This window comes from Streptomyces sp. 2-1, assembly GCF_048564895.1.
Taxonomy (GTDB): Bacteria; Actinomycetota; Actinomycetes; order Streptomycetales; family Streptomycetaceae; genus Streptomyces; species Streptomyces phaeochromogenes.
This window is the reverse complement of the sequence record NZ_CP183383.1, coordinates 9,939,131-9,952,311: the sequence shown is the minus strand read 5'-3', so window position 1 is coordinate 9,952,311 and position 13,181 is coordinate 9,939,131. Positions and strand designations below refer to the sequence as shown.

Sequence of the window (13,181 nt, the reverse complement as noted above, 5' to 3'; positions counted from 1 at the left end):
GGAGACGTACGTGCGGACCTGGCGGAGTTGTCTGGAATCGGCAGGAGCGCACCAGGGCGCTCTGCGTGACGACTACATGAAGGTCGCGCGTTTCATGCAGCGGCGCGAGCCGGCCGGCTATCTGGCGGTGCGCCTGCTGGTGCCCGCCTCCCATCAGCCCCATGTGCTGGCCGGGTACGCGTTCGCGGCGTTCACCGACGACGTCTGCGACCGGGGAACGGTCCAGGAACGCACACGGCACTACGACGCGTGGGCCGAGCAGGTGCGTACGGCACTGAGTACGGGAGACGCCACGCATCCCCTGCTGCGGGCGTTCCTGCACACCGCGGCGGAGCGTGAACTGCCGCGCCGCTGGGTCGACTCGTACCTGGAGGGCGCGCGGATCGACCTCGACTTCGGCGGGTTCGAGACCGAGGCCGACTACCAGCGCTATGTGGAGCAGCTCACCTGGCCGTTCCTGATGATCACGTCGGGGCTGGCCCATCTCGGGGGCGGGAGCGCCGAGTTCGCCGCCTCCTGCCGGCTGTTCGCCGACGCCGCGCAGCGCACGGACATCCTCACCGACCTGTCGGAGGACCTGCGCGGCGGGCGGCTGTATCTGCCCCTCAGCGATCTCGACCGGCACGGCATCACGCGCGCCGACCTCGAGAAGGGCCGCGACCTGCCCGGAGTCCGCGCGCTGGTCGCCGCCACCGTCGAGGCCGCGCGCACCACGCTCCACGAGGCCACCGTGCTCCTGGAGCACTGCTCCGAGGAGCACCGGCGGCTGATGCGTTTCATCCTCGACCTGCACCACCAGCGACTGGCATCGGTGACGGCCCGCGGCGCCTCGGTCGCCCGCCGTCCGGTACGGGACCGTCCGGTGGCGTGCCTTCGGCTGCTGGCCGGGCGTCCGGCACGGCATCCGGTCCGCGCCACTGGATGAGGCGGCCCGGGGCGAGCGGACGCGGGCCGTGCCCGGTCAACCCGGGCCCGGGGCGTCGGGCGGCGGCCCGTCGCGCTGGTCCGGCGTCTGGTCGCGGGCGGCGGGCGCCAGCGGTTCTCCGCTCAGTTCATGGCTCCACAGCACATCGCTGACGCGCTTCACCGCGGCCGTCAGGTGGCGGCGATAGGTGCTGAAGGACATGCCGAGTCGTCTGGCCACCGCTTCCTGGGTGGGCGCGGCCTTGCTGTACGTGGTCGTGACGACGCGGTGTCGTTTCTCCCCGCCGCGCTCCGCCAGGACGGTGTCGATGGCGCTCAGCAGGACGTCGTGGAGGCTCTGGCCGTGCGCCGCGACGAGGCGGCTGCGGCTGAGGGGGTTGGCCGCGAGCTCGTTGGGCCACCACAGGGCGCGCAGGGCGTCCCGTACCGCGGTGTCGAACTCCCGCCGGGACAGCACGACATGGTCCGTGCCTTCCCGCGGCGTCCCGCGCGAGGCCGAAGGCGCCAACTCACAGGTGGCGTCGACGAGATGGGTGCCGGTATCGACATCGATCCCGGCACCGGCCAGCAGGGCCTTGTTCTTCTCCACCATCCAGGCCAGGGCGGGCCGGGTACGCCAGTCGTGGGCGAACAGCCGGTATCCGTGGTCGCCGACGACGGGTCTGGCGTCGGTCGGCAGCATGTCGCTGCGTTCGAGATAGTCGTCCCAGAAGCCGTCGTCCCGCATCACGACGAACGACCACGCGAGATCGTCGGACCGGACTATCTCCCCGATCACACGCCACTGGACCAGGTTCATGGCGGCCGAAGGACGCTGGTACGCCTGCGGGTTCACATGAAAACGCGCTACGGCCACGCGCTCCCCCGCTCGCAGCGGCTCGGCCGTACGCACATGGGCCCAGGCGGCGGCCACCACCGGATCGACGTCCTGGCCCTCCAGCTCGGTGAGTTGCAGCCAGGCGGAGAAGGCAACGATGTCATCGGTACTGGTCGACCGGTAGACGACGAACGCTTCCGGCTGCCGGTCCAGCCAGAGCCGGGCGAGCGCGGCGGACTCGGGGCCCTCCGTCTCGTGGACCAGTTCCACCACGCGTTTCTCGTCGGCGGGAGTGCAGGGGAGTTCCCGCACCTGGCCGTAGGAGTCCCACTCGAAGGCCTTCGCGAGATGGCCGAGGGTCCGGTGCAGGTACACCAGCGCCTGCATCGCCGGGAGCATCTGCGCGGCGGACGCCTCCCTGACACGGCCGAGCAGATACTCGTACATCCGTCGGCGCAGGGCGGCGAATCCGTCCGGGTCGCGCCAGCGCAGGTCGGCTGCCAGTACCTCGCGCACCACGTCGTGCGGGAAGAGCCCTGCCGCGGTGGATTCGATGAAGGGCTGGGTGCGCAGCCAGGCGAACAGTTCAGGGGCGCGCTCGCCCATCATCGCCCGCAGGAGGGCCTCGGAGGTGACGTCGGCCTGGGCGCAGACCTCCAGCGCGGTGCGGTGTGCGGGGCTCGGCGGATCGCCGACGAGCCGGGGCAGCAGTGTCGCGATCACGTCCCGGCCGGGTGCCCAGTCGGCCGCCCTGGCCGTACCGTCCGCGTCCTGCCGCACGACGACCGCCGCGGCCAGGGACAGGGCCAGCGGATTGCCGCCGGTGAAGGACAGCAGCGCGTGGTGCGCCCCGTCCGGGACGCCGCGTACCCGCAGGAAGGTGGCGGCGTCGCCCCGGGCCAGGTTCCGGAGCGGTACGACGTGCATCAGGTCGGCCCATCCCGGGTCGGCGACCCAGCGCGGATCGGGGGCCGAGCGCCCGGCGACCACCGCGAGCGTGCCCAGCGGCAGCCGCGGCAGGAAGTGTTCCCACAACCAGTGCTCCAGGCCCTGGCAGTGCTCGAAGGCATCGACCAGGAGCACCGATCCGGGCTCGCCGATCGCCTTTCCCGCGGCCCGCTCGAAGTCGTCGGGCGTCGCCGGAACCGTACGGCCGTCGATCTCGACGACCAGCCGTCCCGCCTCCCGCGCTTCGAGTGCGAACCGCCTGAGCAGCGTGGACTTGCCGATTCCGCCGGGCCCGTGCAGGTACAGCACCGGAGAACCGTGCGGGTCCCCCGCCAACGCGGACCGGAACATCGCCCGTTCCGCCGCCCGCCCGACGAACGCCCGGTCCCGCGCCGCGACCACGAGGTCGCCTAACGAGCCGCCGTCCCCCATACCCCTGAGCCCCTCATGAACCGAACCGAATCTTTCATGACCGGTCACATTACGTCGTTCGCCGCAAGGCAGTTGAAGGGTTGGGGCGCGCGTCGCCACGAGTTTGGTTCACGGCCGGAGGGGGGCCGGTTCCGTCATGTCCTGGGTGCCGATGACGGACAGGAGCCGCAGTTGCTCGGCGGCATGGCTGCCCGGCGGGGCCGTGAACCAGAGGAGGCGCTGGCGGCCGTCCTCGCTGAAGAGGGTGAGGCATTCGACCTCGATGACGCCGAGCCCGGGGTGGACGATGCGTTTGTGGTCGTTCCTGCGCAGGCCCACGTCGTGGGTGTCCCACAGCTCGGTGAACTCCGTACTGCGCAGGCGTAGTTCGCGGATCATTCGCGTCACCTCGGCGTCGCGGCCCCGTCGGGCGGCGACCACCTGCAGGTCCGCCACGAAGGCCCGGGACTGGCGGGGATGGTCCGGGGCCGGATAGAGGGAGCGGGCCGCGGGGTCGGTGAACCAGCGGTAGACGAAGCTGGCCGCAGGTCCGCGGACGGCCGGAGGGCGGCCGATCAGCGCAGCCGCCGCCTCGTTCTGGACCAGCGTCTCGTGGAGGTCGGTGATGACCTGCGCGGGTGTACCGGTGAGCTGGTCGAGGAGACGGAGGAGCGCCGGCTGGACATGGGCGGCGGGGCCGTGCGCGGCCGGGGGTACTCGCCGGTCCGCGAGGTGGTAGAGGTGGTCGCGCTCGTCGCCGGCCAGTCGCAGAGCGCGGGCGAGAGCGGCCAGGGTCTGCTCCGAGGGCTGGGCGCCGCGCCCCTGCTCCAGTTCGGTGTAGTAGTCCGCCGACAGGCCGGCCAGCTGGGCGACCTCCTCGCGGCGCAGTCCCGGTACGCGCCTGCGGGGGCCGACCGGCAGCCCCACATCACCCGGCTTCACACGGTCGCGCCGGGACCTCAGGAATGCCGCCAGTTCGGGAAAGGTCACCCCACCATCCTCACTCGCGTACGTGTCCGGAGCCAGGGGATGCCGACCCCAGGGTGGAGACAGCCCTGGTTAACGCGGGAAGAGCCGCCGATGGTGGGTCTCGGGGCGCCCCGCAGAAACGGTCGCGGAACAGCGCTCACCGATACCTCAGCACCTCAGCACCTCAGCACCTCAGCAAGGAGCCATCGCCATCATGCCCATTCCGAATGCCCACCCCCGCGTCGCCGTCGTCACCGGTGGCTCACGCGGAATCGGCCGCCGGGCCGTGGCACGCCTGGCGTCCGACGGGTTCGCGGTCGTGGCCGGCTACTCGGGCAACGCGGACCTCGCCGAAGCCGCGGTCAAGGAGGTCACCGCGGCCGGCGGCCGGGCCATCGCCGTACGCGGGGACGTCGCCGACGAGAACGACATGTCCGCGCTGTTCGACCTGGCCGAGTCCACGTACGGCGGGGTCGACGTGGTCGTCCACGCGGCGGGCCGGGCCCACACGGCGGCCGTCGTCGACCTGGACCTGGCGGAGCTGGACGCGCTGCACCGCACCAACATCCGCGGCACGTTCGTCGTCGCCCAGCAGGCCGCCCGGCGGATCCGGCCGGGCGGCACGATCATCACCTTCTCCACGTCCGTCGTCGGTCTCGCGTTTCCCACGTACGGGGCCTACAGCGCGAGCAAGGGGGCGGTGGAGGCGCTGACGATGATCCTCGCCCGCGAGCTGCGCGGCCGGGACGTGACGGTGAACGCCGTCGCCCCCGGTCCCACCGCGACCGATTTGTTCCTCGACGGCAAGGACGAGGAGACCATCGCCCGGCTGGCCGCGCAGCCTCCGCTGGAGCGCCTCGGCACCCCTTCAGACATCGCCGAGACGGTCGCGTTCCTCGTCTCCCCGGCCGGCCGCTGGATCAACGGACAGGTCGTCCGGGCCAACGGCGGCATCGTCTGACGGCCGCCCCACCGGCTCCACCAACAGCAGTCAGCAATCACCAGCAATCATTAGCAATCATTAGCAATCACAGGAATGAGATCGAACATGCCGTTCGCGAACTTCAAGGTGCCCGCCGACACCCTCACCGAGAAGCAGAAGGAGCAGATCATCACCCGCACCACCGAGCTCTACGTCGAGATCTACGGCGAACGCGCCCGCGCCACCACCCTCGTACTGGTCGAGGAGGTCACCGACGGCGGATGGGGAATCGGCGGCGAGGTACTGACGCTCGCGAAGCTCCAGGCGCCGGCGCGGGACTGATCTCCGCGCCGGCACCACATCACTCGGCACCGCGTTCGGCGCCACATCGGCACCGCGTCGAGGTGAGTCTCAGGAACCGGTCGCCGCTGCCGCGGCCCGTCCCGCCGTGCGGCCGGAGAACAGGCAGCCGCCGAGGAACGTGCCCTCCAGGGAGCGGTATCCGTGGACGCCGCCTCCGCCGAATCCCGACACCTCTCCGGCCGCGTACAGACCCGGTACTGCTTCTCCGGCCGCGTTCAGGACGCGGCCGGAGAGGTCGGTCTGGAGGCCGCCGAGGGTCTTGCGGGTGAGGATGTTGAGGCGCACGGCAATCAGCGGCCCGGCACTGCTGTCCATGATCTTGTGGGCGGCGGCCGTGCGGCTGAGGGTGTCCCCCGGGTAGGAGAGGGCGTTGCGGATGCCCATGACCTGGGCGTCCTTGGAGTAGGGGTTGTCCATCTCCCGGTCGCGGGCGTCGATCTGCCGCTGGAGGTCGTTCAGGTCGATCAGGCCGTCCCCGGTCAACTTGTTCATCCCGCGGACGAGTTCGGACAGTGTCGTGGCGACGACGAAGTCCACGCCGTTCTTCTTGAACTTCTCGATCGGCTCCGGGGTCTGCCAGATGCGCGAGAGGAGCATCCAGATGTTCTTCTCGGTGAGGTCCGGGTTCTGCTCGGAGCCGGAGAGCGCGAACTCCTTGGCGATGATCTTCTGGGTGGTCACGAACCAGGAGTAGTCGTACCCGGTGTCGGTGATCGACTTGAGCGTGTGGAGCGTGTCGTAGCCGGGCATGTCGGGTGCGCTGAAGCGCTTGCCGGTGGCGTCGAACCACATGGACGACGGGCCTGGCAGGATGCGGATGCCGTGGCCCGGCCAGATCGGGTCGTAGTTCCTGAGGCCCTCGGTGTAGTGCCACATGCGGTCCGGGTTGACGATCCGGCCGCCCGCCTTCTCGGTGATCGCGAGCATGCGGCCGTCCACGTGGGCGGGCACGCCGGTGATCATGGTCTTCGGCGGGGTTCCGAGCCGGGCCGGCCAGTTCTGGCGTACGAGTTCGTGGTTGGCGCCGATACCGCCGGAGGTGACGATCACGACCGGGGCACGCAGCTCGAACTCGCCGACGACCGTACGGGAGCTGGGCTTGCCGCGGGCGGCGCTGCTCGGCTCCAGGATCGCGCCGCGTACGCCGGTGACGGCGCCGCCCGTGGTCACGAGAGCGTCGACGCGGTGCCGGAACTTGAAGGTCACCTTGTTGGCCTCGACCGCGGCGCGCACCTTCTTCTCGAACGGCTCGACGACCGCCGGTCCCGTGCCCCAGGTGACGTGGAAGCGAGGCACGGAGTTGCCGTGTCCGTCCGCGAGACCGCCGCCCCGCTCGGCCCAGCCGACGATCGGGAACCACTGCACCCCGAGGCCGGCGAGCCAGGAGCGCTTCTCACCGGAGGCGAAGTCCACGTACGCCTCGGCCCACTTGTAGGCCCAGTGGTCCTGGCCCTTCGGGTCGGTGATGCCGCGGTCGAAGCCGGCCGTGCCCAGCCAGTCCTGCCAGGCCAGCTCCTTGGTGTCCTTGATGCCCATGAGTCTCTGCTCGTCGGAGTTGACGAGGAACAGACCGCCGAAGGACCAGAACGCCTGTCCGCCGAGGTTCGACTCCGGTTCCTGGTCCAGGAGCAGTACCTTGCGGCCCGCCGCGGCCAGTTCCGCCGTGGCGACCAGCCCGGCGAGCCCTCCGCCGACGACGATCGCGTCCGCGTCCGACGCCGAGGCGGCGAAGGCGGATCCGGCCGACTGGGCCAGGGCGGCGCCGGCGAGCGTGCCGCCCGCCACCGTCAGGGCACGGCGGCGCGTGATGGCAGCCGTGGCTGCTGAATTCTCCATGGGGTGCCTTCCGGAGGAGGTGCGGAGGGGGCGGGAGACGCCAAAGATGCCGCTGCGACGGCAGGGTGTTACCGACGGTAGCCCAAGTGATCGCACGCGCGCCAGAGCGGTGCAGCGTGAACTCCCCCTGGAGTCAGGGACGTTGGCCGCACCCGGCCGTCCCCCTCCGCCCGCGGGCGCCCGCCCCGCTCGACGACCAGGGCGAACAGCGCCTCGCCCGCGCGATCACCCTCACCATCCGCGACACTCGTCGGCACACCGTCAGCCACTTGAGCGCCGTGCTGTTGCCGGTGCCGATCGCGGCGGTAAGTCTGGATCCGAAGGCGGCACACCGGTGGCGACAAGGAGACCGTCGATGACGACTTGGCCGAATGACGAACTCGCCCGGATCGAGCACGCCGAGGAGCTGCGCGTCGTCTCCCTGCGGCGCGACGGATCGCCGGGCAGCTGGCGGACCATCTGGGTCGTCCGCGTCGGCGACGACCTCTGCGTACGGTCCGTCAACGGGCCGACGGCCGCCTGGTACCGGGGCACCCGTGCCCGACTGCAGGGCCGTATCCAGGGCGGCGGCGTGGACAAGGACGTGACCTTCGTCGACGCCGATCCCGCCCTCAACGACCAGGTCGACGCCGCCTACCGCGCCAAGTACGGCCACTACGCCGCGAACATCATCAAGGCCATCACCGGCCCCGAGGCGAACTCCACCACGATGCGGCTCGTCCCCCGCCCGGCGGAGTCCGCCGCCTGAGCCGCGGAGTACGCCGCCCGGGTCGCCGACCTGTCGGTCAGGAGTCGAGGTCGTCGGCGTAGTGCCGGAACCCGTGCCGGTCCTGGTGGATCCCCCACAAGGTGTCCGCGAGCACGGCCGGGTCCTTCCTGTGGTGTCCGGCGATGATCGCGCCGGGGACGATCAGCTGGGCGACATGGATGCCCTCGCCGCCGAGCGCGTCGTGCAGCAGATGGCCGTACGCGCTCTCCGCGGCGAAGGCGATGGACGTACCGGCGCGGTCGGGGTGGGGGACGACCGCGGTGCCGCCGTTGACGAAGAGGACCGTGCCGCGGCCCAGGGCGCGCATACCGGGGAGCACCTGCTGTACGGCGACGACGGGCCCGTAGACGGAGAACTCCACCGGGCCGGTGAGGTCGGCGTGGGTGGTGTCCAGGACCGGCAGCATGAAGTCCCGGTGCGGGACAGGGCTGTACTGCAGGACCTCGACCGGCCCCAGCGTCGCGTTCGCCGCGTCGAGGGCGGCGGCGAGGGCCTTCGGGTCCCGTACGTCGGCGGCGAAGCCCCGGGCCGTGACGCCCTCTCGGCCCAGTTCGGCGGCGAGGGCGTTCGTCCGCTCGTGGTCGCGGGCGATGAGCGCGACGCCGAACCCTTCGCGCCCGAAGCGCCGCGCGACGGCCGCTCCCAGTCCGGGGCCGGCTCCGATGATGGCGATGCTGGTCATGGTCTTCCTCGATCTCCGGGGTCGGTTCGGCTCGGGGGCGTCACTCCTGCTCAACGCCCGGTGAACCGCCGGCCGGAGCCGTCGTCGGCCTTGCGGTGCAGCAGCGCCGAGAGGTGGTGCTGCAAGGACTGGCCGACCGCTTCCAGGTCGTGGTCGAACGTGAGCGTGTCGTCGTCGGTCAGGGTGTAACGGCGGCGGGTGGCGTCGACCTTCTTGGCGGTGGGGGCGAGAGCCACCTGGTGGGTGGAGAGGTCGACCGTCTTGTCGGCCGCGTGGCCGACCATGATCTCGGCGATGCCGGTGGGCTGGGTGATGAGTGCCTCCACCCGGCCGTCGGGCTGCAGTCGCCACCAGCCGCTCTCCCGGGCCGACGGGCGCAGCGGGGCGTCGTCGGCGTCGAGGAGCCAGGCCCTGGCCTCGTAACGCAGGAAGGGGCGGCCGTCATGACTGAAGGTCACCTCCTGCGCGTACGCGAAGTCGCTGGTGAGCGTCGGGTACTCGCCCTGGCCCCGGCCGTGCCAGGACCCCAGGAGGCCGAGGACCGGTTCGAGCAGCGCGTGCGGCGTCGGCGTCCCGTCCGGCTGGTGGCCGTCGGGGTACGGGTGCTCGGGTGCGGGGTCGAACACGGTGCGCGCTCCTGGGGTCGGTGCCGGTTCCGGTGCCGACCGGAAGCCTAGGCGGTAGACCCGCTCGGCGCCCTGGAAGCGGTGGCCCGAACACGCCGGGGTGGGCGCGAACGCGGCGGGGTGGACGCCGTTGGCACGACGCCCACCCCTACCTACTTCTACTTCTACTTACCTACCGCCGACTGGACCGCTGTCCGGGGTCAGCTGCACCTGCGTCCGGAGTTGATGCACTGGACCATCTTGTTCTGCACCTTCTTGTCGAACACGTTGATGAAGTCACCGTGGTCCGTGATCGGCTTGTGCGCCTGCTCGGGGAACCCGTCCAGGGAGAAGAACGGCCGGGTCTTCCCGTTGTCCTTCAGGCTGGGCGCGTCCACGTCGTACACGAGCCGCTGGACCAGCTGCGGGATGGCCTTGAAGCCGGCCGGGCAGTTGCCCTGGGCGTCCGCGAAGGCCACGTGCGTACGGTGGTTGGCGCTGTCGATGTTGGTGCCGTCCCAGCAGCTCTGGAACTTGAAGGTGCGCACCACGTCCCGGCCCGACGGGCAGAGGGGGTACTTGTCCTTCAGCTGCACCTTGTTCTCGAAGCCCGTGCAGCTCCAGGAGGCGTTGGCGTTGCCCGGGCCGTTCGTGAACGCCTTGGCGTCACCGGTGATGATGCGCAGGAGCTGCGGCATCGCCACGACCTTGCCGCGCGGGCTGCCCACGAAGTCCAGCGTGGCCTGCTTGGCGGTCAGGATGCGGCCGGTGTTGCCCTCGGCCCCACCGCCCAGCCGGTCGGCGTCGAATTCCTTGGTGCCGTCCTGGAGGCGCAGCACCGGCCAGTAGTAGGACGACTTGTCGCCCTTGTTCTTGCAGCTGGTGTTGGCCTTGAGGAAGTCCTGGTCGCTGGTGAAGGCGTCGTTGTCCTGGCTGCCCACGTAGTCGTGCACGTGGTGGGCGCCGTTGGTGACACCGGGGGCGACGATGACGTTGTCGCTGTTGTACAGCTTGTTGGCGTTCACCCCGCACTTGGTGACGAAGGTGCCCTTGGACGCCTTCGACGACTTGCGCGGCGTGCTCACGTTGGCCTTGACCTTGGTGATGTCCACGAAGTCGGCGGCGACGGGCCCGTTGCCCGCGGCGGGCTGGCCGGCGGCCGGCGCTCCTGAAGCGGGCTGACCCGAAGCCGGCTGACCGGAGGCGGGCTGGCCCGAGGGCTGACCGGCGGCGGGCTGGTTGCCCGTGGAGCGCAACGTACAGGGCGCCAGCGCCTCAAGGCCCTGCGGCTTGGTGCCCACACGGCCGATGGCGATGACGATCCGGTCGATCGTGGCCTTCCGCTTGTCCTTCAGCGGGTTCACGATCGCGTTCTGCGCGAAGTTGGCGTCCTGCTGGATCGCCTGCTGGGAGGTGGAGAGGCGCTGGTAGGCCTCGGACACCTGCTTGTCGAGCAGGGCAAGCTCCCTGTCGACCTGGGTTCGGGCCTTGTCGGGCACCGCCTTCAACTGCTGGCCGACGTCGGGGCAGTCGATCGTGGAGGTTCCGGCCGCCAACGCCTGGTTCTGGGCCGTGCCCTTCGCTGCGCCGGTTTCATCGGCAGAGGCGTAGATGTTGGCCGCGACGAGTCCGCCGGCCCCCATGGCCAGTGCCGCCGCAGCGCCCACCACCCGAACGGTGGTCTTCGACTTCTTCCGCGTGTTGCGTCTCATCAGGCCTCTCTGAACATCCTCGGAACCGGCGGGACTTCCGGTGTGGGCGAAGCTCTCCCTTGATACGGATGTGGTCACAGGATGTTCACTGGATTCTCAGATTCATAGTTTCCTCCACCCGCAATCCGGGCATAGGAGCCGGACTCGGGCGCCGGAACGGTCACTTTCTCCGCGAGGGATCTACGAACTTCACGCGTTCGCCGCCCGCGAAGGGCGGGGCATCTGCCGGCGGAAAACCGGCAGAAGGGACGTGACGGCCCGTCCGGTGCACCAGGGGCCACCCAAGAGCCGGGGCCGGCACGGGAGTTGAGGCGGTTGGCCTCGTGCGTGCGGCTAAACGGGAGGACCTGGCAGTGCACAACGACTTCGCCCCGCTCACACCGGTGAGCGGGGCGAAGTCATGGGGAAGGCGGCTGGTTCAGGCCACCGTGCCGGTCGGTCGGTTCGTCAGGGCAGGGTCCATTTCTGGTTGGCGTTGGCGTGGCAGGTCCACAGATGGACCGGGGTTCCGTCGTTCCAGGTGCCGCCCGAGGCGTCCAGGCACTTGCCGGACTGCGGATTGCGGACCGTGCCGTCGGAATGGGCCGCCCACGTCTGCGCACCCGAACCGTTGCAGGTCCACAGCTGGATCCTCGTACCGTCCGCGGAGGCCCCCTCGGACACGTCCAGACACTTCCCCAGAGCCCGCACAGTGCCGTCGGCGGAGACCGTCCACTTCTGGGCGGCAGAGGTGTTGCACGTCCAGATCTGCACCTTCGTACCGTCGGCCGTCTGGGCGTTGTCCACGTCCAGGCACTTGCCGTTCACGCCCTTCACCTCACCCGAGCGGGGTCCTGGCTCCTGGCCGCCGGCGTGCTTGACGCGGATGTTGCGGAAGGACACGTCGTCGCCGTCGCCGTGGTTCTGGATGCCGATGTGCCCCTGCCGCAGGCTCCGTACGGGATCGGTGTTGGTGAAGTCGTTGACCTTCCGGCCGTTGAGAAAGATCTCCAACCGCTCGCCGGTGACCCGGAGTTCGTAGGTGTTCCACTCCCCCGGCGGATTCAGCGCCGCGTCCCGTGCGGCGATGTCCGCCGACTTGAAGCCGTAGACGGAGCCCGTCGTGCGGTCGGCGGCGTCGGTGGCGTCGATCTGGATCTCGTAGCCGTTGTTCACCGCCGTCCACGGATCGTCGGAGGCCGGAAAGCCGATGAAGACACCGGAGTTGTCGTCCCCGGCCATCCGCCAGTCGAGCTTGAGGGAGTAATCGCCGGTGAATTCCTGGGCGTTGTACCAGAACAACCCCATCCCGCCCACGGAGGTGAGGGTGCCGTCCGCGAGGCTGAACTGCCCGGGGCCGGCCTGCTTCCAGCCGCTGGTGGACGAGCCGTCGAACAGGGGTGTGTAGCCGGTCTCCGGACGGCAGTCGGCGTCGGTCATCCCGGCGGCCCAGCGGATGCCGCCGAGGAGGTGCCGCCGGAAGGCGGGCTCGGCGTACGACTCTTCGGTGTGCCCGCCGCCGGTGTAGAAGGCCCGGCCGCCCTGGTAGTCCTTGCACCAGGCGATCGGGTGGTCGCCGGACATGTTCCCGCCGGAGTAGCTGGACTCGTCGAGCGAGGCCAGAACTCGGGCGGTGGTACGCGGGTTGGTGCGGTAGTTGTACCACTCGTCGGTGCGCTGCCAACTGCTGCCCAAGTGGGCGGTTGCGTCGTGCGCCCGGTCCTCCACCTCCACCGTGGCGGACTGGATGGCCGGATGCGAGTGGAAGAGCGCGCCTGCCAGGCCCTCGTAGAAGGGCCAGTCGTACTCGGTGTCGGCGGCGGCGTGGATGCCGACGTATCCGCCGCCGCCCTGGACGTAACTCTCGAAGGCCGTCTGCTGGGCGGCGTTCAGCACGTCACCCGTCGTCGACAGAAAGACGACGGACTTGTACTGGGCCAGGTTGCCGGTCGTGAAGGTCCCCGCGTCCTCGGTCGCGTCCACGGTGAAGTTGTTCGCGGTGCCCAGGCCGCGCAGGGCCGTGATGCCCTCGTCGATCGAGGAGTGGCGGAAGCCCGCCGTCTTGGAGAAGACGAGGATCTTGTACGCCGGGTCGGCCGCCGCGAGTGGCCGTGCTTCGGCGGTCACGGAACCGGTGGCCGGCCGGCCCGCCGCTCCGGGCAGCGCCGTGGCCTGCGGGGTCAGACAGAGTGTGGCGCCCACGAACAGGCCGAGGGCCGCTTTCAGGTAAGTACGCATGGTCGG

11 protein-coding genes are annotated in these 13,181 nt (G+C 70.3%); 4 read left to right on the top strand and 7 right to left on the bottom strand.

Annotated features, from left to right (window positions below):
• Window positions 1–10 precede the first annotated feature (10 nt).
• Complete coding sequence (locus ACN20J_RS43470) at window positions 11–925, top strand: squalene/phytoene synthase family protein (RefSeq protein WP_361914442.1); 915 nt, start codon at window positions 11–13, stop codon at window positions 923–925.
• 36 nt (window positions 926–961) lie between these two features.
• On the opposite strand, the gene ACN20J_RS43465 is transcribed toward ACN20J_RS43470, so the two are convergent.
• Both ACN20J_RS43465 and ACN20J_RS43460 read right to left on the bottom strand, forming a co-directional pair.
• A complete protein-coding gene (locus ACN20J_RS43465; protein ID WP_419668143.1) occupies window positions 962–3,121 on the bottom strand; it encodes an ATP-binding protein in 2,160 nt (719 codons plus the stop codon).
• A gap of 108 nt (window positions 3,122–3,229) precedes the next feature.
• A complete protein-coding gene (locus tag ACN20J_RS43460) occupies window positions 3,230–4,090 on the bottom strand; it encodes a helix-turn-helix transcriptional regulator (RefSeq protein ID WP_189844235.1) in 861 nt (286 codons plus the stop codon).
• A gap of 193 nt (window positions 4,091–4,283) precedes the next feature.
• Between ACN20J_RS43460 and ACN20J_RS43455 the strand changes: the two genes are divergently transcribed.
• Complete coding sequence (locus tag ACN20J_RS43455) at window positions 4,284–5,030, top strand: SDR family oxidoreductase (protein ID WP_189844236.1); 747 nt, start codon at window positions 4,284–4,286, stop codon at window positions 5,028–5,030.
• Window positions 5,031–5,117: 87 nt separating this feature from the next.
• Window positions 5,118–5,333, top strand: a complete 216-nt coding sequence (locus ACN20J_RS43450) for a tautomerase family protein (RefSeq protein ID WP_055616568.1) — start codon at window positions 5,118–5,120, stop codon at window positions 5,331–5,333.
• A 69-nt stretch (window positions 5,334–5,402) separates the two neighbouring features.
• Here the strand turns inward: ACN20J_RS43450 and ACN20J_RS43445 are convergent, their stop codons facing one another.
• On the bottom strand, window positions 5,403–7,190 hold the full coding sequence (locus tag ACN20J_RS43445) for an FAD-binding dehydrogenase (RefSeq protein ID WP_419668142.1): 1,788 nt from the start codon (window positions 7,188–7,190) through the stop codon (window positions 5,403–5,405).
• A gap of 355 nt (window positions 7,191–7,545) precedes the next feature.
• Here ACN20J_RS43445 and ACN20J_RS43440 point away from each other — a divergent pair, with 355 nt between their 5' ends.
• On the top strand, window positions 7,546–7,938 hold the full coding sequence (locus ACN20J_RS43440; RefSeq protein WP_361885591.1) for a DUF2255 family protein: 393 nt from the start codon (window positions 7,546–7,548) through the stop codon (window positions 7,936–7,938).
• 37 nt (window positions 7,939–7,975) lie between these two features.
• Here ACN20J_RS43440 and ACN20J_RS43435 read toward each other — a convergent pair whose 3' ends face one another.
• The 4 genes from ACN20J_RS43435 to ACN20J_RS43420 form a co-directional block, all read right to left on the bottom strand.
• The gene (locus tag ACN20J_RS43435) at window positions 7,976–8,641 is read right to left on the bottom strand and encodes an SDR family NAD(P)-dependent oxidoreductase (RefSeq protein WP_419668141.1); all 666 of its coding nucleotides are present in this window, start codon (window positions 8,639–8,641) and stop codon (window positions 7,976–7,978) included.
• A gap of 50 nt (window positions 8,642–8,691) precedes the next feature.
• Window positions 8,692–9,267: an FABP family protein gene (locus tag ACN20J_RS43430; RefSeq protein ID WP_419668140.1), complete on the bottom strand. Its 576-nt coding sequence runs from the start codon at window positions 9,265–9,267 to the stop codon at window positions 8,692–8,694.
• A gap of 200 nt (window positions 9,268–9,467) precedes the next feature.
• Window positions 9,468–10,958, bottom strand: coding sequence for a DUF1996 domain-containing protein (locus ACN20J_RS43425; RefSeq protein ID WP_190231985.1), 1,491 nt, complete (start codon window positions 10,956–10,958; stop codon window positions 9,468–9,470).
• A 447-nt stretch (window positions 10,959–11,405) separates the two neighbouring features.
• On the bottom strand, window positions 11,406–13,175 hold the full coding sequence (locus ACN20J_RS43420) for a ThuA domain-containing protein (protein ID WP_419668139.1): 1,770 nt from the start codon (window positions 13,173–13,175) through the stop codon (window positions 11,406–11,408).
• Between the last annotated feature and the right edge of the window lie 6 nt (window positions 13,176–13,181).

Coding starts and splice junctions, on each gene's coding strand:
- ACN20J_RS43465 (WP_419668143.1), bottom strand. CDS start 3,121: ATGGGGGACGGCGGCTCGTTAGGCGACCTCGTGGTCGCGGCGCGGGAC.
- ACN20J_RS43455 (WP_189844236.1), top strand. CDS start 4,284: ATGCCCATTCCGAATGCCCACCCCCGCGTCGCCGTCGTCACCGGTGGC.
- ACN20J_RS43450 (WP_055616568.1), top strand. CDS start 5,118: ATGCCGTTCGCGAACTTCAAGGTGCCCGCCGACACCCTCACCGAGAAG.
- ACN20J_RS43445 (WP_419668142.1), bottom strand. CDS start 7,190: ATGGAGAATTCAGCAGCCACGGCTGCCATCACGCGCCGCCGTGCCCTG.
- ACN20J_RS43440 (WP_361885591.1), top strand. CDS start 7,546: ATGACGACTTGGCCGAATGACGAACTCGCCCGGATCGAGCACGCCGAG.
- ACN20J_RS43435 (WP_419668141.1), bottom strand. CDS start 8,641: ATGACCAGCATCGCCATCATCGGAGCCGGCCCCGGACTGGGAGCGGCC.
- ACN20J_RS43425 (WP_190231985.1), bottom strand. CDS start 10,958: ATGAGACGCAACACGCGGAAGAAGTCGAAGACCACCGTTCGGGTGGTG.
- ACN20J_RS43420 (WP_419668139.1), bottom strand. CDS start 13,175: ATGCGTACTTACCTGAAAGCGGCCCTCGGCCTGTTCGTGGGCGCCACA.